This window comes from candidate division WOR-3 bacterium (assembly GCA_029858255.1).
Lineage (GTDB): Bacteria > Hydrothermota > Tepidihabitantia > SM23-42 > SM23-42 > SM23-42.
Genome location: JAOUFJ010000006.1, coordinates 35,315 through 58,025, shown reverse-complemented (window position 1 = coordinate 58,025; position 22,711 = coordinate 35,315). Strand labels below are relative to the sequence as shown.

Annotated in this window: 16 protein-coding genes; 8 read left to right on the top strand and 8 right to left on the bottom strand. The window is 47.1% G+C overall.

Annotation, left to right across the window (positions count from 1 at the left end; translation table 11 throughout):
- Positions 1-15: 15 nt before the first annotated feature.
- Entirely contained in the window at positions 16-2,088 is a 2,073-nt protein-coding gene (locus OEV79_04655; protein MDH4210718.1) for a tetratricopeptide repeat protein, read from the top strand.
- A complete protein-coding gene (locus OEV79_04650; protein MDH4210717.1) occupies positions 2,081-2,935 on the top strand; it encodes a UbiA family prenyltransferase in 855 nt (284 codons plus the stop codon). Before OEV79_04655 ends, OEV79_04650 begins: the two co-directional genes overlap by 8 nt.
- 12 nt (positions 2,936-2,947) lie before the next feature.
- Here OEV79_04650 and OEV79_04645 read toward each other — a convergent pair whose 3' ends face one another.
- The 4 genes from OEV79_04645 to OEV79_04630 all read right to left on the bottom strand — a co-directional run bounded on the left by OEV79_04645 (position 2,948) and on the right by OEV79_04630 (position 6,423).
- Positions 2,948-3,931 carry a MoxR family ATPase gene (locus tag OEV79_04645; protein MDH4210716.1) on the bottom strand — a complete coding sequence of 328 codons (984 nt, stop codon included), beginning with the start codon at positions 3,929-3,931 and terminating at the stop codon, positions 2,948-2,950.
- Between the two features lie 165 nt (positions 3,932-4,096).
- Positions 4,097-4,954, bottom strand: coding sequence for a hypothetical protein (locus OEV79_04640; protein MDH4210715.1), 858 nt, complete (start codon positions 4,952-4,954; stop codon positions 4,097-4,099).
- Positions 4,929-5,384, bottom strand: coding sequence for a ribose 5-phosphate isomerase B (gene rpiB / locus OEV79_04635; GenBank protein ID MDH4210714.1), 456 nt, complete (start codon positions 5,382-5,384; stop codon positions 4,929-4,931). The genes OEV79_04640 and rpiB overlap by 26 nt, the downstream gene beginning before the upstream one ends.
- Before the next feature lie 115 nt (positions 5,385-5,499).
- Positions 5,500-6,423 (bottom strand): branched-chain amino acid transaminase, encoded by a 924-nt coding sequence (locus OEV79_04630; protein MDH4210713.1) that lies wholly within the window; start codon positions 6,421-6,423, stop codon positions 5,500-5,502.
- Between the two features lie 98 nt (positions 6,424-6,521).
- Between OEV79_04630 and OEV79_04625 the strand changes: the two genes are divergently transcribed.
- The 5 genes from OEV79_04625 (at position 6,522) to OEV79_04605 (ending at position 15,937) form a co-directional block, all read left to right on the top strand.
- Positions 6,522-7,871 (top strand): glutamine synthetase beta-grasp domain-containing protein, encoded by a 1,350-nt coding sequence (locus tag OEV79_04625; protein ID MDH4210712.1) that lies wholly within the window; start codon positions 6,522-6,524, stop codon positions 7,869-7,871.
- A gap of 14 nt (positions 7,872-7,885) precedes the next feature.
- Complete coding sequence (locus tag OEV79_04620; GenBank protein MDH4210711.1) at positions 7,886-8,893, top strand: Gfo/Idh/MocA family oxidoreductase; 1,008 nt, start codon at positions 7,886-7,888, stop codon at positions 8,891-8,893.
- A gap of 20 nt (positions 8,894-8,913) precedes the next feature.
- Complete coding sequence (gene lnt / locus OEV79_04615) at positions 8,914-10,398, top strand: apolipoprotein N-acyltransferase (protein ID MDH4210710.1); 1,485 nt, start codon at positions 8,914-8,916, stop codon at positions 10,396-10,398.
- 83 nt (positions 10,399-10,481) lie between these two features.
- Positions 10,482-12,485 carry a diguanylate cyclase gene (locus tag OEV79_04610; protein MDH4210709.1) on the top strand — a complete coding sequence of 668 codons (2,004 nt, stop codon included), beginning with the start codon at positions 10,482-10,484 and terminating at the stop codon, positions 12,483-12,485.
- Positions 12,482-15,937 (top strand): C25 family cysteine peptidase, encoded by a 3,456-nt coding sequence (locus tag OEV79_04605; protein MDH4210708.1) that lies wholly within the window; start codon positions 12,482-12,484, stop codon positions 15,935-15,937. Before OEV79_04610 ends, OEV79_04605 begins: the two co-directional genes overlap by 4 nt.
- A 27-nt stretch (positions 15,938-15,964) precedes the next feature.
- On the opposite strand, the gene OEV79_04600 is transcribed toward OEV79_04605, so the two are convergent.
- Together OEV79_04600 and OEV79_04595 are read right to left on the bottom strand one after the other, a co-directional pair.
- The gene (locus OEV79_04600; GenBank protein MDH4210707.1) at positions 15,965-17,092 is read right to left on the bottom strand and encodes an aminotransferase class V-fold PLP-dependent enzyme; all 1,128 of its coding nucleotides are present in this window, start codon (positions 17,090-17,092) and stop codon (positions 15,965-15,967) included.
- Between the two features lie 30 nt (positions 17,093-17,122).
- A complete protein-coding gene (locus OEV79_04595) occupies positions 17,123-19,036 on the bottom strand; it encodes a UvrD-helicase domain-containing protein (GenBank protein ID MDH4210706.1) in 1,914 nt (637 codons plus the stop codon).
- A gap of 106 nt (positions 19,037-19,142) precedes the next feature.
- On the opposite strand from OEV79_04595, the gene OEV79_04590 reads away from it, so the two are divergent.
- Positions 19,143-20,675: a T9SS type A sorting domain-containing protein gene (locus tag OEV79_04590; GenBank protein ID MDH4210705.1), complete on the top strand. Its 1,533-nt coding sequence runs from the start codon at positions 19,143-19,145 to the stop codon at positions 20,673-20,675.
- Between the two features lie 43 nt (positions 20,676-20,718).
- On the opposite strand, the gene OEV79_04585 is transcribed toward OEV79_04590, so the two are convergent.
- The gene (locus tag OEV79_04585) at positions 20,719-21,666 is read right to left on the bottom strand and encodes a T9SS type A sorting domain-containing protein (GenBank protein ID MDH4210704.1); all 948 of its coding nucleotides are present in this window, start codon (positions 21,664-21,666) and stop codon (positions 20,719-20,721) included.
- Positions 21,667-21,796: 130 nt separating this feature from the next.
- Positions 21,797-22,654: a hypothetical protein gene (locus OEV79_04580; protein MDH4210703.1), complete on the bottom strand. Its 858-nt coding sequence runs from the start codon at positions 22,652-22,654 to the stop codon at positions 21,797-21,799.
- Between the last annotated feature and the right edge of the window lie 57 nt (positions 22,655-22,711).

Sequence of the window (22,711 nt, the reverse complement as noted above, 5' to 3'; positions counted from 1 at the left end):
ACGCAAAAGGGGGAGGTGACTCCCCCTTTTTCTTATTGCACAGAAAGAGGTGCAAGCATTAAATCAATAATCAATAGACTCGAAGAAGAAAAGTATTCTTTTCACCTCGGACTCATAGGTCTATTTTCCATAATAACTGTCCGCAATATCTTTGAGAGCGCGTTCGAAGGTACCCAGACATTCGGCTTCTCCCCCATCACTGAAAATTCCTTTTTTATGATCTTCTCACATTTCCCGCTATTCTACATCTCACTCTACATCTGGTTCCTTTTCTTCTTCCTGCTAATGACGAAAGAAAAGCCGGATATCATCGCGAAACCCCTGCTTATCGGTCTGTCAGTGATCGTAATCACCCCTTTCATCGACATAATCGTATCACGCGGCAGCGGGTACACACTGACCTATTTGAAAGGAATCGAAGAATTCACACAAATTTACCGACTCTTTGACTTCAGACAGGAATTGCTCCAGGCGAGCTGGGGCCAACGCATCGAGATCGTAGCCATCCTTTTCGGTGCCAGCATGTATGTCTTCACAAAAACGAGGAGTATCCTGAAAACCCTCATTGCACCCGTTATTTCATATTTGATCATTTTCATTCACGGTGCATTGCCCAACACGATCGCGCAGATCCCTTCGTCTCTAGGGTTTACCCAATTACACTACCGAACAATCATCTCCGCCGGCATACTGAACGTTGACAGTCAGAATTATTCGATCATTTTCATCTGTTCGACAGTCGTCATCGGTTGGTTTGTCGTGAGAAAATACGATCGTGAACTTGCCCACGACATACTGGAAATCAGAAAATCCCTTCTGCTGATCATCGGCACGCTGTTGGGCCTTGCTTACGCCGTCGTCCTGGTCAGTCCATATTTCCCATTCATCTTTATCAGTCCGATACACTATCTTATCTTACTCGCTGCGCTATTCACTGTTCATACGGCAAAGCTGGCCTCGATCAGAGACAAATCATCATTCCCATTCATCCTTCTGTCGATTTCCGCTCTTTTCGCAGCACTCGCGATCGGATTGACTTTTTTCTTTGTAATTCTTTCGTACTTCGTTTATGCCACCTACCTCGCTCCAAAGCTGGAGCAAACAATTTCCAACCGTTTTTTGTCGAAATACATGACTGTCGGAGTAGGTTCTGTACTGTCCTTCATCGCTGGATTCGCAATCATCTTCCAGGAAACCACATTGTCATGTATCATCCCCTATGACCATGCCAGAATTGAAGCGCATGGCCACAAAATCACGGGCTGGGACTATTTCATCAACGGTGATCATAGCGATGCAATAAGACATTACGAGATCGCCTATTCATTCGAGAAAACGGATGAGATCAGAAAGAGACTCGGTCAATCATATCTTCATAAAGGTAGAAGCGATGAAGGCATTGCTATACTCCAGGCAGTCGACCGCCTCGATTACGAAACCATACTCTCCCTGGGGCAAGCGTACATGCAAAAAGGCATGCAGGATAAGGCTGACCGTTTATATCGTCATGCTGTAAGTGAAAATATCGAACCCGCTGAATTCCTTACCCTGCTCGCTCAAGCAGCGGCTCGTAGGGGTTCAGAAGTACAGATGGATGCATTCTTACTTGCCGGGAAAAAGCACGGCATGCACCGGGCACGATTTCACCAGATACGGGGAGATTGTTTTCTACAATCAGGTAATTACGAAGAAGCGATAATAGAGTACGACAGAGCAATATACGATAATGGACGGTCGACACTAGCATATGCAGGCAGGGGTATGGCGTACTATGCCAAAGGTGATCTCTCTGAAGCCGAGCAGGCGTTCCTCGATGCGTTGGTCCTCGATCCTGATATTGATGCACTGTACAATAATCTCGGCGCCATCTATATGATGAAAAAGGAATATAAGAAAGCTGAGGATCATTTTAGGAAATCGCTGAAAATCAATCCGCTCCAGGCTGAGGCGTATTATAATCTTGGCCTGATCGCGCAAGCTTTTGGCCGGAATGAAGAAGCAATAAACATGTATTCGGACGCGCTGAAAGTCAATCCTGGCTTTACCCAGGCCAGAATCGCACTTGATGGGATACTGACAAATGATTAGGATCATCCGCTGTCTGTTTTTCGGCTCAAGGCCATATATCGCAGTACATTATCTTTTTCCGACCGCCTTCGGTATCTTTCTGGGTGCAAAGACATTCAACGAACCGATCTATTTACTGAATAGTTGCCTCATTCTTCTGTCCGTATTCTTCTCCTTCCAGGCTTCGGTGATTCTGAACGACGTCAACGACGTCAGGGCTGATGCGATAGTAAAAAGACGCACACCGATCAATTGCGGATACGTTTCAGTGGGGGCATACCTGCAAATTGCAGTAGTGTGCCTCGTGATCTCCATTTTGCTGGCACTGGGTACCGGCTACCGCACCCTGCTTATTGTCATACTCGGCAATATCCTGCACTTTGCATATTCCTCGAAACCATTTCGGCTGAAACGCTTCTATCCACTATCGATATTCCTGCTTGCGCTGGGGGCATTACTCGCAGCGATCGCCGGATACAGTCTCTACGAAGCATCGAGGCCATTTCTATCATTTCCTCTGAGAGCGTCATTATTCATCATGGTACCTCTTTTTCTAGCCCTGAACTTCCGAGACCTTGCAGACTATCAAGGTGACCGCAGAACAGACACAACGACGCTGTTTACCTTGATTGGACTTGAAAGAGGGAGACTCGTAAATGCTGTACTGATATTACTATCCTACGTTTCCGTGGCAGTCATACTTCAATATTCATTGCTCTTTGCCATTTGCATCCCCCTGGGTCTGGCCAGCGGCCATGTATGCATCCAGAAGCCTCTCAGTGAGAAGCGTGTTTTCGTGATTTATTTTGTATTTATCGGAGTACTTACTGTCTTGTTCAATCTGAATCCTTCAATAATCATCAAATAGACCACGCTGAAATCAGAGAGCTTGCAGAAGCTCTTCGATTATGTTGTCCGACTTCACCCCTTCAGCTTCGGCGGCGAAATTGGTGATGACCCGGTGCCTCAATACCGGCCGGGCAACGCTTCTAACGTCCTCGAGGTTTGGTGAGTACCGACCGTCAAGGGCAGCAACGGCCTTCGCGCCCAGGATGAGATACTGGGAAGCACGTGGTCCTGCGCCCCAACTGACATAATTCCTCACATTTTGTGGAGCACTCGCATGATTCGGCCTGGTCAAGGAAACCAGCCGGACCACTTTTTCGATGATATCATCAGCAACCGGCATTTTCCTTATTAGTTTCTGAAAACGGAGGACTTTGCTCCCGTCGAGCACTTTCTCCAGATCGACCTCATAAGCCGAAGTTGTGGTCCGGACGATCTCGACCTCTTCCTCTGAGGATGGATATTCTATGAAAATCGTGAACATGAAGCGGTCTAGCTGTGCCTCAGGCAGTGGGTAAGTGCCCTCCTGCTCGATCGGGTTCTGTGTTGCCAGCACAAAGAAAGGCAAGGACAGACTGTGTGTCTCACCGCCATAAGTGACCTTGTATTCCTGCATTGCCTGCAGCAAAGCCGATTGCGTTTTGGGTGGAGCGCGGTTGATCTCATCGGCCAGAATGACATTTGCAAAAATAGGCCCCTTGACAAAACGGAAATTTCTTCGGCCGGTGCTCAGATCTTCCTCAATTACCTGCGTGCCGGTTATGTCGGCGGGCATTAGATCAGGGGTGAACTGGATCCGGTTAAATGTAAGGGCAAGGATGTCCGCGATAGTATTGACAAGCATCGTTTTTGCCAGGCCCGGCACCCCTATTATCAAAGAATGGCCATTACAAAACAGACACGCCAGGACCTGGTCGATCACTTCTTTCTGACCGATGATAAGTTTGCCGATTTCATCACGCATCCCTATATAACTTTTCCGGAGCTCGTCAATATCATTGAGGTCGGTTTTCTTCATTAGTTCTCCAAAAATCGCCCTGAAATAATGTTGTTAAGAATCTGCGTTATTGCAGGAGTTTGTGGATAACCCATAATATTGTGAATTAAAATTAACTAGAAAGGCTCGAAATTCCATGCAAATAACTTATCCACAGCTTTTACAAATTTATCCACATTTTGGTCTTCAGTATGGTTGACCATTGTACATGTCCTTACGTTTCGCCTCAAGTTGGTCCTCTTCTTTTCCAAGAAAACCGGCGGCTGAGCATACGTTCAAACCTCTTTTTGTTTTGCTGAAGCAACCCACATAATCGCTCCAGTTAAGATCTCGCAACAGGTGATGATCCACGATCATATTGGTCAACCGGCACTGATCAACGATCTTCATTAGATTCTCCAAGGCCTTATCGATGTCTGATTTCTTGTAATGAGACCCCAATAGATAGGTAGCTGGGCCATCAATCACAATACTGTTCGGTTTTGCATCGAGGATGAAATCCAGGGCACCGTTGTTCAACGGACCCTGAACATCGGATGTGAACACAAACCGCTCGTTGTCTTCCACCATGACCTGCACAACATATCCGAGCTTCTGGCTGAGACCATGGAGCACCGGCTCGGAAAAAGCGATGCGTGTGTTGCCAAAGTTAAAAGACTTGCCGTCGGCAATATTGACCGACTTCGCATACGGCTCGATACGGCTCAGGAATGTCGCCGCGCGTTCCTTCTGACTTTGATTCAAGAATTCACGCGGGTGTTTGAGAAAAACATCTTTTCCGTGGAAAATTTCCGGGTGATCCGGATTATGATGGTCGAAATGATAGTGGGTGATGATCACGATATCTGACATGCCTACCCATCGTGTAATTGCCTCCCACATTTCTCTGTGGCGGTCGAGCTCGATACGGTGTGGAGGCAATGAATAACGGTCAGGTGAAACCGATACCCCAGGATCAATAAAGACCCGAACGTCCGAAGTCTCAACGTAGGTTGCCATGCTCCTCACACCCAGTGAATCAAATGCAATGGGTAGAATCTTCATATTGCCCTATTTTCTTTATGCGGCGGAGATGCCTGCCGCCCTCGAATTCAGTGAGGATAAAGGTATTAACAATATTCCTCATCCTGGCCCCGTATTTTATGAAACCTGCCGGCATTACCAGAACATTAGCATTGTTGTGGGCACGTGCAAAACGTGCGTAGGTAGGGTCGATGCATAACGCCGCCCTTACTCCCTTCACCTTGTTGGCGGCCATGACCATACCTTGACCGCTGTAACAGAAGAGGATGCCGTAGGCAACTTTTCGGGAAGCGACAGCTTCACCGACCCTTATGGCAATATCCGGATAATCGATTGGCTCGGCAGAATCGACACCGTAATCTAGCACATCGTATCCTTTCTTGCGAAGATAATCAATGACCTTTGTTTTCGTCACAAACCCACGATGATCCGCACCGATTGCGATCTTCATGACACTGAAACACTGAAAAACCTTAACACCGAAAACACTGCAGTAACCATGAAACCACCGGAATACCCAGGACGCACTGCATGGACAGGAGCAATCAACTAAACCTTCTCGCCACTCAACCGACCTTTGTCAGCCAGTTGTGCTTGTCAGGCTCACGGCCTTCGATGATATCGAAAAATCTCTTCTGCAATTTTTTGGTAATTGGACCGGCTTTGCCGGCGCCAACGGTTATCTTGTCGACCGAACGGATTGGCGTTATTTCGGCGGCCGAACCAGTGAAGAAGACCTCATCGGCGATATACAGAAATTCGCGCGCGAGTTTCTCCTGGATAACCTCGAACCCCATATCTCGGGCAATGGTCATTACACAGTTGCGGGTTATCCCTGGTAAGATACTGGCATGAAGCGGTGGAGTATAGACTGTGTCGTTTTTGATCACGAACAAATTCTCACCAGAACCTTCACTGAGATAACCGGTGTTATCAAGGGCAATACCTTCGGTGAAGCCATACATGATGGCTTCCATTTTTATAAGTTGCGAATTCATATAATTTGCGCAGCATTTTGCCATAGCCGGAAAAGTATTCGGAGCCATTCTATTCCATGATGATATCATGACGTCGACGCCATTTTCAAGTGCCTCATCGCCCAGATACTTGCCCCATTGAAGCGTGGCAATGGTGACATTCACGGGACACGGAAAAGGATTGACACCCAACTCACCGTAACCGCGGTAAGCGATCGGTCTGATATACGCTGCCTTCAATCCGTTCATCTTTATCAACTCTACTGTGACCTTGTTGATTTTTTCGCGCTCGTAAGGAATTTCCATGCGGTATATCTTGGCGGAATTGAAAAGACGATCGGTATGATCCTTCAGTCGGAAGACCATCGGTCCTTTAGGCGTATCATAACATCTCAAGCCTTCAAAGACCCCGGTACCGTAGTGTATGACATGGGACATGATATGGATTTTTGCATCTTCCCATGCGACGAAATTTCCGTCCATCCAAATATATTTGGTCTGCGCCATCGCCATGTTGTTCCTCCTTGAATAATTAACTATAACTAAATAGCCAGTGAAGTCAAGAAAATTATTGCGTTGACAAAAAAAATATTCTATCTATAATAGTGACAATGAAGAAACACAATAATGCAAAATTGAAAAAGAAACTGGAAACCATGGGGATACGGTTTATAGATTTAAAATACCCTTCACTGATCGGGAATCTGCATCACATAACCGTGCCTTTCGAGAGATTTGACTGGATAATCGACAGTGGCGTGGGTGTGGATGGCTCAAGTCTCCCCGGATACAAACTTGTAGAGAAGGGAGACATGCTGCTCTTTCCGGATCTGTCTACCCTATTCTTCGACCCATTCTTCGAGCAAAAAACTGCTTCGTTCCTGTGCAGCATACATTTACCCGATACACTCGTCCCTTACCGACGCGACCCCAGAAACCTTGCCAAGAAGACCGCCGCGTACGTCCGTAAAGAACTCAACACGGATGTCCATTTCCTGACTGAATTGGAGTTCTACATGCTCGGACAGTGCCGCTACGGCGAAGGCTCGGGCTACAGCTTCTTTGAAATCGGACCGGAAATTGACGATGAAAACCTCCGTGTCTACTATCCGATAAGGAAAAAGGGTGGCTATCATGTTGGCCCGCCGCAGGATCTGTACTTCAACATACGAAACTCAATAGTCGACACCCTATCACTCTGCGGTATTAAATCAAAGTATCACCATCATGAGGTCGGTGAAAAAGGACAGGTGGAGATCGAATTGGTTTTTGAACCGCTGGTCAAGGCAGCCGATGACGTATTCATGGCCAAGTACCTGATAAGATGCGTTTCGCAGAAGTACGGCAAGTGGGTCACATTCATGCCAAAACCATTCTTCGATGAACCAGGTAATGGAATGCATTTTCACCAGTATCTCGGAAGCAAGAATCGATCATTGTTCTATGCCGCGGACAAAGACCATAACCTGAGCGAGGTGGCACTGAATTACATCGGAGGCATCCTGCACCATTCTCGCGCGCTCTGCGCAATTACCAACCCCAGCACGAATTCATACAAACGCCTTATCCCCGGGTTTGAGGCACCAACATATACGGACTTTGCCTTCGCCAGCCGAACAACGGCGATCCGCATCCCTGGCTACCTGAAGAACATCAGAATGCTCGATATCGAGTATCGGATCCCCGATGCCATGGCGAACCCTTACTTTGCGATACCAGCGGTAGTGCTCGCAGGGATCGACGGGATAAAGAATAAAACCAAACCGGAAAAAAAGGAGAAACTACCGTCAAATATGTATGAAGCGATCGAGGCTTTGAAAAAAGACCATGAATTCTTGCTGCAAGGCGGGATATTCAGCATGGACCTGCTCGAGAGCTGGATCGAGGTAAAGACAAAACAATTAGAAGAGGTACATATCAGACCTCACCCCCATGAATTCACCCTGTACTTTGGTGCTTAGCGGACAATCACTGCATGGGAAAACAAATCAGCATCGGTGTCGTAGGATGCGGGACCCACGCCCAGATCGCGCATCTGCCTTTTTTTAGCAGGAACCACCGATGCCGCCTGACGGCGATCTGTGATACTGATTTACGAAAGATCGACTACCTGGGGTCAAAGTACAGTGTCCCCAGGAGATACCAGGATTTTCAAGAAATTGTCGAGGACGGCGAAATCGACGCCCTGGTAATAGCGGCTCCAAACTACCTGCACGTTCCTATGTCGGTTACCGCACTCAAGTATGGTAAGCACGTGCTATGCGAAACACCCATGGCGGTCAACCTGCGCGAGGCGCGCGAAATAACCAGGGTCGCTAAGAAAGCAAAGAACAAATTCGTGCTGGCAATGAATAACCGGGTACGTCCCGATGTGCAGATACTCAAGAACTTCATCCAGGAAAATGAATTGGGCACTATATACTATGCAAAAAGCGGCTGGTTAATTGGTACCCGTGAATGGATTTTGAGTCCAGGACGTCTGGAGAGCCTCTCTCGAAGCGGCGGAGCTTTCCTGAACCTTGGCGTACATCTTCTCGATATCGCGTTGTATCTGCTGGCAAATAAAGTCGTAAAGAGTGTCTTTGCATCCCTGCACAAAAAAGAAGTAGAGGCCGATGTTGAAGACACGGCCATGTGCATCATCAATTTCAGCGATGGTACATTACTGACGATAGAAGTTGGTTGGTCCCTTCTCTTCGAAAAGGATTTCCTATACTGCAATGTATTTGGGAACAAAGGCGCTGCTCTGCTCAATCCTCTAAAGATACAGAAGGAGTTGCACGGGGAGCTCTATAACGTAACACCAACAATTGCCCATAAGAACATTTACAAAACATCATATCAATTGCAGAACCACATGTTCCTTGAATGCCTGACGGGTAAAAAACAACCGCCGATATGCAACAACGATGGTTTGATGATAGCGGAAATAACCGAAGCATTTTACGCGTCGGCTCAGAAGGAACAGCTGGTCAAAATATAGACAAATCAGTACTAATGGTAATGACGAATAACATCCGTAATACAGTTCTAACCGCGGTCAGCGCTCTGCTTCTTTCACTTTCGTTTCACCCCATCCAGCTGCACTTCCTCGCTTGGTTCGGCCTGGTTCCCTTGCTTTATGCGATCGAGAGAGCACGCCCTGCTCAGGCCTTCAGGACTGGTGTAGTATTCGGTTTCCTTTTTTCAATGTTCACCCTCTTCTGGATAGTCTTCTTGCAGATCGAGACGAACATTAAGATCTTGATAATTGGCGGGCTTTTCCTCCTCTTCCTCTATATCGGCGCCTATTTCGGAATTTCCATGCTTGTTGGACGTATCATCGGTATATGGTCTCTACCGCTGATCATAACAGGTCTGGAATACTTAAGAGGGATCGGGGAGTTGGGTTTCCCGTGGTTGACACTTGGATACTCACAGGCGCGATACCCATTGTTCATACAGCAGGCGGCCATCTACGGTGTATACGGAATATCGTTATGGCTAGTGTTCCTTAACGTCTCTATCTATGATGCCCTGAGAAAACGGACAATAAAAAATCTGCTCATGGTATTTCTCATATTCATAGCGCCGGTAATCTATGGAATCGCCCGGCCGCAGAGATCTCAAGAGAGGATGATTCACGTCGGTATCGTACAACCTAACATTGATCCCAACCTGAAATTCAGCAGGGAGTTGAGGTACAAGACTTTCGAAAGTTTGATGAACCTCTCGGTGCACTGCATGCGTACCTCAGTAGACAACTTTGGTGATTCTCTCGACCTGATAATCTGGCCCGAAACAGCCACCCCGGTTTTTCTAAAATCACCCGGGAAGTATCAGGATCTGGTCAAACATCTCGTGGACCGACTGGGCACACCGATTCTGACCGGAACGGCGATATATGAATCCAAGACACGTGACATATTCAACGGCGCTGTGCTCATCGAACCGCACCACGGCATAGAGCAGGAGTACCGCAAGATCCATCTCGTGCCCTTCGGCGAACACATACCTTTTGACCGGAATATACCTATCCTGCGCAAAGTTGATTTCGGCGAAGGCGATTATGCGGCGGGGACGAGTATAACTGTATTCGAGATCCCCGAATTCAAATTTGCCTGTCTCATATGTTTTGAATCCATTTTCACCGGGTTACCCAGAGAAGCGGTCAAGCAAGGTGCCGAAGTCCTCCTCAACATCACCAACGACGGTTGGTTTGGCAAGATATCCGGGGCCCAGCAACACAATAACATGGCAATTCTCCGAAGCGTCGAAAACGGGGTCGTGCTGTTGCGCAGTGCTAATACTGGCATATCGATGATAGTGGATCAGTACGGTCGGGTCACAGTTGAAAAACCGCTCTTCGTAGAAGAAACAATAGTAACATCCGTGTACATTGAGCCTATCCGCACGCCCTACAGAAAGATAGGAGACATGCTACCTATCTTCTGTCTTCTTCTGGCAACGATATTCACGGCAGGTCGTTTTTTTCAAAGAAAAAGATAACAGCCATCTAAAATACGGGCGCGCAAGGAGGGCTTGACGTAATATTCTGTTGACACAAAAATCAATATCGGTATAATAAAATTATGCATAGGATACCTGTATATGATGGATTATTGAAATACGCGAAAACCCTATACGCCGTCAAGAAGCCAAAGCGCATCTACGATAACATCACAAAGAATATCTGTGCACTGTTGAAAGCCGACGCCTCACTCCTCTTCATTTACAGCGAAGGTACGAAGAAGCTGCATGCCGTCAGTGCATACAATCTATCCAGGTCATATAGAAACCTTACTGACGAAGATTTGAAGATCGCTCATCTTTCATGTGAAAAGAAGAGGATAAAAATAGTGAAGGACATCAGGCAAATTTACCGTGGGGGCGGTAAGGCAGTGATTCAACTACTCAAGGCACAGCGAATCGCATCGGTAGTATCGATACCCATGCTGGTTGATGGTAAAGCAATCGGCGCGATAAATGTCTATTACTCATCGCCGATCCAGACATTTGAAGGAAAGGAAATCGCACACATCTTCACCGAAATAGCCGCCCAGGCAATCGCACATGCACGCGCAAGCAGCGAGCTGCTCGATAAAAAAAGAACCATCAAGAGTATTCATGATATTGGAAAAATTACAGCTTCATCATATGCAATCGATGAACTGGTGCAAACCCTATTATCCGCTGCAGCGAGCGTCACAAAGGCAATCTCAAGCAGATTGATTCTGATAGATGATGAAAACCGTATGGTGATCGATGCATTCGAGTACGACAAGGGGTCGGGCAAAATACAGCACTACAGACCAACAGAGAGTCTGGATGAAGGGTTGCCTCTCGAGATCCTGAACTCAAGAAAAGCAGTGACCGTATCCGACACAAGCGAGTCGCCCAGTGTACATCAAACAGCCCACCCGAAGGGATACCTCTCAGCTGCAGGTATTCCGCTCACAGCGCGCAGCAAGATCCTTGGAATATTGTTCCTCGAAAGCACCACGAGTGGAGCATTTGGGAAATCCGAGATCGACAACCTCACCGTTCTCACAAACCAGAGTGCCATAGCTCTCGAAAACATTGCGCTCAACAAAAAAGTAAAAAGGGAAGCAAAAGAAACCGCACTGTTGTATGATGTCAGCCAGAGCCTCATCTCAACGCTCGACTTTGAACAACTGTTGAGAAATATCCTGCAGCGCCTAAAAGACACGTTCAACTTCCTCAACGTCTCGGTTCTCCTGATCGATGAAGAGAAGCAGGTCCTTTATGCCCACTCGAGCCTTGTTTATTCACCTGAGGACAGAGAATTGAGACTCAGGATCGGTAAGGATGGCATAACCGGTCATGTCGCGAAAACAAAACGCATGTATCATTGCCCAGACGTAACGAAAGACCCGTATTATGTTACAGGAATAGAAAACACCCGGAGTGAAGTTGGCCTTCCTCTGCTCATTGGCGACCGCCTTATTGGCGTACTCGATGTTGAAAGTTCAGAAGTGGACGGATTCTCTCAAGACGTAATACTTCTTCTATCCAGTTTGAGTGCACAGATCGCGATTGCAATTGACAACGCGAGGTTATACGCTGAGACAAAAAAACTGTCATTGACTGACGCCCTGACATCGCTGTCGAATCGCCGCAGCTACGAGCTCTTCGTTGATGCCGAGATACGACGTGCCGAAAGATACCGCCGGACGTTCGTGGTGATGATGATAGACTTCGACAATTTTAAAAATTATAACGACAAATATGGCCACATGGCGGGCGACATCGTACTCCAAAAATTGAGCAAAATAATGAAGGAAATAATCAGGGATGTAGACTTCCTGTGCCGGTACGGCGGCGACGAATTTGTGGCAATCCTGCCGGAAACCGACGCTTCTTTTGCCCTCGATGTTGCGGAAAGGATGCGGAAAAAGATCGCGGCACAGAGGTTCCAGCCCAAGATAACACTGAGCATCGGCATCGCTTCATTCCCCCATGACGCGCGTGAGAAATCGAAGCTGATCGACCTGGCTGACCAGGCCTGCTACGAGGCAAAACAGCGGGGCGGGAACCGCGTCATGTTCACCTTTAAACCAAAGGAGGATAGATGATAGCATTCATGTTGTCCTTCCTCATAGCCTATGAGTATACGCCAACGCAGCAAATCGATTTTACCACAGAACAACTTCGATTCACTGTGATCGACGGATATACCAGGGTACGGATCATGGGTTGTGAGATAAGCAATGATGTCGGTGCACCGGAGATTCCAACAAGGGCGCTGAAGATCGCTCTGCCCTACGGAGCAACCGATATAGGTATCCAGATCATCGCGACTGAAACTGAAACCCTCGCTGGCGAATATTTACTATCTTGTGCCCAGCCACCGCAAGTCTTATCGAAAGACGAGCCGCGACAACCTGTGCTGCCGAATCAAGACATCTACACGTCGAACCGGTTGTACCCTGGGCAGATCATTGAATTCCGAGGCGTGGGACGGCTGGATAATCATGAAATATGTGAACTCGTCGTCTATCCCATACAATACAAGCCAGAATCGAGAAAACTCATTTTTAACAGATCAGTGAGATTCCGCATCACCTACCGTGGAGGGACTAAACGCACCGCGCAATCTTCTCTTTTAAAAAAGATGATCATTAATCCAGAGGATATCTCGGAATATGAAAGAACTCGTGATCCTGATGATATTACCTATCTCATCATTAGTAATCCGCCGTTCGACACAGTTTTCCAGAGGTTGGCAGATTGGAAAACTAAGAAAGGACTACCGGCACACGTTAGGACAGTCGACTGGATACTGGCGAATTACACCGGTGAAGATAACGCTGCGTGCATTCGTAATTACATAAAGACTCTGCCTGATTCGAACATTCAGTACGTCCTGCTTGGTGGTGATACATACATGATCCCCTGTCGATTTGCCTATGCAATGACGTGCAGTGCTTCCATTTGGAACCGAGAGGATTCACTGCCTTGTGACCTGTACTATGCCGATTTGCAGGGTAACTGGAATTTTGATGGTGATGGTTTGTATGGTGAGGTAGAAGATAGCATAGATCTATATCCTGACCTATCGGTCGGAAGAGCCCCGGTCTCTTCCGTAACAGAAGCACAGAATTTTGTCAACAAAATCCTGACCTATGAAAAGAATCCACCAAACGAATATCTCGATAAGGCACTCTTGCTCGCTGAAGTGCTCTGGCAGAGCCCGTTCACCGACCAGGCGATTCATAAGAACCGTATAGAGGAAGAATCATTCCTACCCAATCTTGTTGTAACCAAACTCTATGAAACACTTGGTAATGAAAACCGTCAAAGCGTAATGGCCGCAATAAGGAGTGGACAGAATCTGATTAATCACGACGGACATGGCAGCACAAGTGTCATGGGTGTAGGTGTCGGATACCTCAATACGATCGACCTCGATACGATCACAAATGCGCCGCGTTATGGCATTATCTTTAGCCTTGGCTGCTGGACTGCCGCCTTTGATTTCGCATGCATCGCTGAAGGCTGGATGAATAACGAAAATGGCGGCGGCGTAGCATTCGTCGGGAATTCAAGCTACGGGTGGGGATCACCCGGGAATCCTGGGTTCGGAATATCCGACATATTCGACAGCCGTTTCTTCTACTCACTGCTCGTCGAGAATAACTACCACATCGGGGAAGCATTGGCAATGTGTAAAGCATACTTTATCCCGTATTCACGTGAAAAGAATGTCTACCGCTGGCATCAGTATCAATTAAATCTATTGGGCGAACCGGAAATGATGGTCTGGACCGCATTACCAGAATCAATCGCCGTAGCTGCACCCCAATCAGTTGCTCTTGGTAGCAGTAGCATCCTCATCTCAGTGAGGGCCAAGAACACTAACGCGCCCATCAAAAACGCCTTGGTCTGCCTCATGAAGGCAGATGAATCCTACGCCGCAGGCTATACAGATGTGAGTGGACAGATATTTCTGCAGGCAAGCCCGGCCACCCTTGGTGATTTTGAACTCACTGTTACGGCACAAAATTACGTTCCTTTGGAGACGACCCTTCCCGTGGTCAGTGGCCCGTATGTAAATTACCAGAGATGGATACTCAACGACTCGCTCGGCAATGGCGACGGTATTGCCAATCCCAACGAAATTATTCTGCTTTCACTGCTGATCAAGAATACCGGTAACGCAACGGCTAACAATATGGATTTCCGGCTGCGTTCGCAAGATCCTTACGTCATAATTTCGGACAGTATTGAGTATCTAGGCACACTGAATCAGCAGGACTCAACATGCCTCGACCATGCTTTTTCCATTCTCGTTGGTAATACAACAAATGCACATACCTTGAGTTTTGAACTCGAAATAACAGAAGCAAGCAGGACACTAACCCACTACCCCGGCATCTTGGTGGGTACGCCGGAGTTGAGCATACCAGATTTTTCCGTATCGAATGCCCCGACCATGCCAGGTGACACCGCCCAGATCAACATTAGTATCGCCAACGCAGGCTATGGTTTTGCTCACACAACCCAGATCTCATTGAGTTCGACAGACCCGTACGTCACCGTTATTACCGATAGCGTCAGCGCTGGGGAAATTCCACCGGACACAACATGTGCAGTTGGTCCGTTCCATGTCGCAGTATCATCTTCCTGCCCACCTGGTCATCACCCGCAATTGTCATTCAATATGGCAACAGAATCGTACAATTTTAACCAAGACATAGTATTACTCATTGGCGAAACCGGATTCATTGACGATATGGAATCGGGCAGCGGCCTCTGGACAACAGGCGGAAGTAACAACCAATGGCATATCTCAACGCGCCGAGCATTCTCAGCCGATCACGCATGGTATTGCGGCCAAGAATCAAATGGTCTTTATCTCAATAATATGGATTGCTATATACAAACGATTCCTTTCATGGTCGACCATAATTCAACACTCAACTTCATGCGTTGGTTTGAAGTACCGATTTATGGTTCTGACGGCATTTATGTCATAATAGTGCATGGAAATGGCTCGGACACGTTGAACTTCATCGGTACAGGCGGTGCGCTGGACAGCAGCCGCGCCATTCAGGGTGATTGGTTCAAAGACCAATATCCACTCGGGCAATACGCGGGCGGCGACACAATCCAACTAAGAATTGCCTTCAAGAGTGACTATGATGGAGATGTTGCAGAAGGATTCTACATTGATGACATTAATATTGAAGCCATAACCTTCCTTGAGGAATATAGCAGTAGTAACATCTATCCACTTATTCTCGATGTCAGACCAAATCCATTCAGGTATTCAACTGATATCCGATACGTCGTAAATGATTACAGAAACCAGTATGCGAGTGGCGAAGTCGACCTGAGAATTTTCGATGTTACTGGACGTCTGGTAAAAACTTTTTCTGGGCTATCATCACATATTGACTTGCATACATCAGTAAATTGGGATGGCCATGACGATAAGGGCAGAAGGTTGGCGCCAGGAATCTACTTCGCAGTACTATCCATTGCTAATGATGTCACGAGCGAGAAAATCATCATTATCCATTAAGGAGGGTTGCAGCACTACTATTGAAGTTCAAACCCGGTATTGAGCGATCGTCTCAACTACCTGCTCCACTTCTTCTTCGCTATTGTAGAAATGGGGTGAGAACCGAAGGCTCTGATTGCGCATTGATACGATCATCCCGGCCTCTTTCAGGCGATGATAGAGACCCTCGACTCCTACCGGTGGACAAACTGTTAGGATGCCGGACTGCTTACCTGAGGCTGGTGTCAATATTCTCAATCCCAAATCTTCAAAGGAGTCTCGCAGGAGGCTTTTAAGTTTTAATATACGCGCCTCGACTTGAGTCATACCATATTGAAGTAATATGTTAATATTCTCAGATAATGCCTGTATTCCAATTACATTTCTTGTACCCATCTCATATTTTCTCGCATCTTCATATAAAGGAGGGTTTCTCGTGATGTCTTCAAATCCAGTCCAACCAGCACCAAGCCAGCCAGTATGCTGGCACCTCAATTTATCGAAGTTTCGCTTGTTCACATAAAGAAACCCTGCGCCGCTCGGTCCGAACAGCCATTTGGCACTTCCACATGCGAGAAAATCCACCTTGCTCTCTGCCGCGTCGAAACTCATGGCACCAACTCCCTGTATGCCGTCGACAACAAGATACAGGCCACGTTCGCTCGTGAACTCGCTAAGCCGCTGCAGGTCGATCGTTTCACCGCTCAGGAATTGAACATAATCTACCACAACGGCCTTTAACCTCTTGTCCATATTTGATCCCACAACGGCAATGGGGTCCTGCCCTGCGAAAGGGATATATTTCTTTTTGACATGTGGTAGGTTGTGGTCTACGACATATCTCACAGCGGGAAAAACTTCATCCATTACCAGTATCATATCATTCTCACTGAATGGCAGATTACACAAAGCGATGTATATACCCTCGGAGGTATTATGAGTGAATGCTATTTCTTCTGGTATTGCATTAATAAAACGCGCCACGGTTGAACGTGCCTCCCGGATCATCGAAAAATACCTCTCGGTATCGAATTCCGCCTGGCTCGAGTATACACCCAAGCACTGTTCGACGGCACGTTGAGCAGGCAGAGACATTGGTCCGGTTCCCGCGTGATTGAAATATATGCAGTTATCTGTGATCGGAAAAAGCCTACGAAATTCAACGTATTCCGCCATCGTATCCTTGGCCATCATGTCCACGGTATCTCAATCAACACCGTATCCGGCACACATTAGATCACGCGGAATTTCGTCATAGAACGGCGATAGCTCTGTGTAACTCGGCCCGGCACGGAACATATCCCGCTGTCGGGCATAGGTCATGTGTAACAACTTACGCGCCCGTGTAATGCCAACATACAAAAGCCTTCGCTCTTCCTCGTATTGCCTTGGATCTTGCTGTGATTTGTAGTGGGGGATCAGACCATCCTCGAATCCCGTAATGAAGACGACATCGAATTCCAGTCCTTTGGCATTATGCAGGGTCATCAAATTCACCCGTTCGGTGGAATCGTTCCAGTCATCGATATCACTGCGTAATGACACTTCCTCGAGATAATCATTGAGAGTTGCTTGCGGTCTTTCCCTTACGTATTCCTTCATCGAAATGAGCAATTCTTCCACATTTTTGCGCCGCACGTAATCGCGCTCGGTCTTGTCTTCACTGAGACTGGTCAAATATCCGCTATCCTTGACTACCTGCAGTGCCAACTCATAGATGTCCATTCGCTGCTGTGCATTGATGTACCGATCCATCATTTTCGTGAAGTCCTTTATTCTCTTACGTGTACCCGTATTTATCTTCTTGATACTGTCTATCTCGTGTAGTACTTCATAACTGCTGATACCCTTTTTTTCACCGTAAGCCATTATCTTCTCCATGGTCTCATGACCGATCTTACGCGACGGGACATTTATTATCCTTCTCAAACTCACGGCATCGAGCGGATTATTTATGACGCGAAGATAGGCAAGCACGTTCTTGATCTCAGCCCGTTCATAGAAACGTAAAGATCCAACTACCTCATATGGAATGCGATATGTTATGAAACACTCCTCAAACAACCTCGACTGGTAATTAACCCGATAGAATACCGCGATATCGCCGAGATTGACACCCCTCAATCTCAATTCCATTATCTTACGCGCAACATAGGCTGCTTCAGTATAGGAATCATCGGCGTCAAAAAAAACGATCTTCTCCCCTGTTTCGTTTTCGCACCAGAGGGTTTTCGATTTACGGTACTCATTATTACTAACCACTGCAGAAGCAGCTTTGAGGATCCTCCTTGTCGAACGGTAGTTCTGCTGCAACTTGATTACGGTCGTATCTGGAAAATCTGCTTCGAAATCGAGTATATTCCTGATCTCGGCACCGCGCCAGGAATAAATTGACTGGTCGTCATCCCCCACGACGCAGAGATTCCGGTGTTTATCTGCCAGCATTTTTGTGAGCACGTACTGCGCTCGATTGGTGTCCTGGTACTCATCAACGAGGATGTATTTGAATTTGTTTTGATAGTATTCCAGGATGTCTGCATCAATCTTGAAGAGTTCCACGACCTTCATTATCAAATCATCAAAATCGAGCGCATTGTATTCGGACAATTTCTTATTATATAAATTGTATATATGCCTCAGTGTATCATCCTCGATCGTGCTGGCCGATGACAGATTTTCTTTTGTGTTATTGATTACCGCGGCAACATACGCCGGTGAAAAAGCTTTTGCGTCTATTTCAAGGTCGGACAGACACTCTTTTATGACACTGAGCTGATCGTATTCATCATATATCACAAAATTGTTCTTGATACCAATTCTCTCTGCTCCACCCCGCAAGATCTTGGCGCATGTCGAATGGAATGTCCTTATCCAGACTTCATGGTCGCTTCCCAGGAGCGCCTGAATCCTCGATTGCATCTCACCAGCTGCCTTGTTCGTGAACGTTATGGCAAGTATGTTCTTCGGGGCTACTTTCTTGTTCTTTATCAGATATGCAATCCGGTAGGTGATCACTCTCGTCTTCCCACTGCCAGCTCCGGCCAGTATCAAGATCGGCCCCTTGGTGATCTTGACGGCCTTACTTTGTTCAGAATTCAATTGCGCAAGCAACTCGTCCATTTTCATCATTATATCATTATTCAATTTCAAGTCAAGGAACCCACCTCACCGCCATTGCTTCATTGACTTATCTGAATTCATTACTATAATCTCTCATGGAGGATAAATGATTCGACTCATGATAATATTGTTTTGCCTGACTTCGTTATTTGGTGCTGGCATAGAAGACATTCCAATACTCAAATGGGCAGATCCATCAGGCAGCAGGCCCGGTACTTATGAAGAATGGATGGAAGATCATCCTTACAGTCAATTCCACTACATACTGAACAGAGTGTACCAGGGTGACGGCCGTCTCGGTAATGTTGCCGTTCTTACGGAACAAACCATCGCCCAGTATCTGGAAACCGAGATCGAACAACTGGCACAATCATTGACCGCCGAGGGCTACACCGTATTCGACTACCAGACTTCAGGAGGCACGCCCGAGACGCTACGGACCTTTCTGCAAGAAATATACAGCACCGATGGGATCGAAGGTGTCCTGATGATTGGAAACATGCCGGTCGCATGGTTTGAAGTATACGATTACGGCGGAAGTCTGGCCCAGTTCCCCATGGACCTTTTCTACATGGATCTGGACGGCACCTGGCTCGATACCATAAGCACTGGTAACGGAAAATACGACGGACATGTTGGAAACACCAACCTCGAAATATATGTTGGAAGGTTGCTCCCGACCGGTATTGGCCTCGACACGCTCGTATTGAGAAAATACTTCGCTAAGGACAAAAGATACCGCGAAGGTTCGATGAATTTGCAGAAACGTGCGCTCGTCTTTGTTGATGACGACTGGGTACCCTGGGCTCCGACGTGGGCAAATGACGTATCACTACTTTTCCCTGATACCACAAATTACTGGCATCCAGAAACGACCAGGGCATCGTTATACCGGACAAGACTCGACAGCTTGCAGGCATGGGTCTCGGTATTTGCCCATTCATCACCCAGCATACACCAATTCTCCTATAATAGTGGTTCCCAGTATGATTATTACTATGCCTATGAATACATAAACCAGAACCCGCCAACAAACTTCTATAATTTCTTCGCGTGCTCTTTCTGCCGTTACACACAAGCCGGCTATGGCGGCGGTCAGGCCATCTTTAACGAAGACTATGGAATAGGTGCGATCGGTTCAACCAAATCCGGTAGCATGCTCGACTTTCAATTCTTCTACCGACCGTTGGGTGAATACAAAACAATGGGCGAAGCATTCCGTTATTGGTTTGACTGCATTTACGATTCCATCGGCATAACACTTGAAAGAGTTTGCTGGCATTATGGAATGACACTACTCGGTGATCCTTTTCTTAAACCGACCGGACACAGCACACAGATAGCAGAAAACGTTATCAATACACTTCCTGGTACCGAACTTTCTGTCAGTAATCCGGTGAGCGACCAAATCAACCTAAGCCTGCTACTCGATGATGCACAACACATCAACCTGGTTCTTTACGATTGTCTTGGACGCAAAATCAATACAATCTACAGTGGCAGGTTTAATGCCGGTAATAATAGCATGCTGCTGAGCATGAGAGACATGAACGGCATGTCTCTGCCCACCGGCATATATCTGCTAAGAGCGGAGATCGGTACGGACGCCATCACGCGAAAAATAGTCAAGATCGAATAAAAAAAAGGGGCAGCCTAGCTGCCCCCTTTTTTTTACATACTGACTAAGGCAGTTTGATCACTTTTTCAAGTCCGTTACCAATACCATCGGCAATAAAATACACACCGGGCGTAACCGCATTACCTGAGGCATCCCGACCGTCCCAGCTTACCGATACCTGATCACCGATAACAGATACCTGACTTGAAATATCCCTGACTAGCCGTCCTGCCGCATCATATATCATGAGTGACGGATTTCCGATATCTGGTATCTGATATCTGATAGCTGTCGTGGTGCGGAAAGGGTTCGGATAGACTCTGAAGGAACTTACTGACTCGGAACCATATTCACTGATACCGGTCGGACCGGTTACAACGATATCATCACAGTTGGTCGAACTGAAAGCAAGTGCATTGAAGAAATATATTCCGAAGAAGCCCTTTGTCACGCGATTGTCGATGAACGGACAGTCTGGTAGTTCGACATCATCGTAATATGCCCAGATCGAATCTGCTACGATCTTTATCTTGAACTTGTGCCAGGACGATGAGGCCGGTATTCCTCCGGGGATCTCTCCGGACGTCCATTCCCTGATAATCGAAGGCGTGGCACCGGTGATATGACGCAACATCAACCTTGCGCTGTTGTCAAAATCTGAAACCAGGTGATACAATGCATTCACGCCGGTCGCCGTGTCGATCCTCACGCATAGCCCGTTGTATGATCCCATTGCCGGGCTGACTTCGGTAAAAATCCATGCCTCAGCGATATAATCGTTGAGGTCGTAGCTGCCCGCGTACATAGCGGCGATCGGAGCAGAATCATTTGAAACACTGCCTATCCACGAATCACCGCCAGGAGTGGTGGGATCATTGACCACATCCATTGTCGTGTATATAACCCAGGGATCCCATTGCAGCTGAGTGGCACCACCCGTAAAATGCTCTTCATAAAGTATTTGACCGAAGAGCATGCTGCTCAACAACATGACTGTACATAATAACTTCATAATACCTCCCCTATCTTAAGAAGGCTGAAAAAAGATCAAAAAGGCAAAAAGCGGGCTATTCAGGCTTGTCCGACTTATCATTACTGCCCTTTTCCGCCTTCTCCAACCATTATCCGCCTTCTGTCCATGTCTATTCTTTTGGTCTTTCTGGCACAACTCTAATACCGCGCTTGCGTCCCGGCGTGTTATCGAACTCCTCAACGATGTAGAAAAGCAGGAGCGGATAAAGGCGGGGGAATTCTCCGTGCATATACGAGTGGGCCAGGTTAACGAACTCGAGCAGTTTCTTTTCCGACGGCAATGCATTCTTGTCATCCGGATGTACGATTCGTGCGATGGTCCTCAGCTCAATCGAAGGAATATCAAGAAAGACCAGGGTCGCGATCGGATTATCCATGACATTGAGAAAGGTATGGGTCTCGAAATCGGGTGTAGCATACAACTCGAGTGATGTCTGCTTGCGCCAATCGATGAAATCGGGGTCTTCATAGAATGATTTTAGCACATCCATCTTTTCCTTCATTGAACTCTCGTAAGTGTCGCGCAATCGCTCGATCGCAGTATCGATGTTCTCATCTTTCGGCGCCAGACCAATACCCTTGATCGCGTTATTCAGCGTGAACTCCGAATCGAGGCGGCCGAGCCCATAGGTGGCGACCGCGCCGGAATGCGGACCACCAAATCCGGGCATCTGCCCTGTCTTTATGTGCTCGAGAAACTCGATACGCTTGCTCATATTCCACTCGACGAAATCCTTACTGGCGTTCCGTATATTGAAATCGTGCCATTCATTGTCAATCCGCGCCTTTATGATACCCTTCTCGTATCCCGAAATATTTACGGATGGCTGGGTGAACCCACCGTTCTGCCAGAAATTCTTTTTGCCGCGCTCCAGCTTCCCGGCCCACAGCAACCGTGGTATTTTACCAAAGAAAACGACGACCGGTGCCAAAAATCCAATCGTTTTCAGAAAACTTCTTCTATCCATGCAACCTCCTTCCACTAATAACTGAACACGAAATCCTAAACAAACCCAAAATACAAA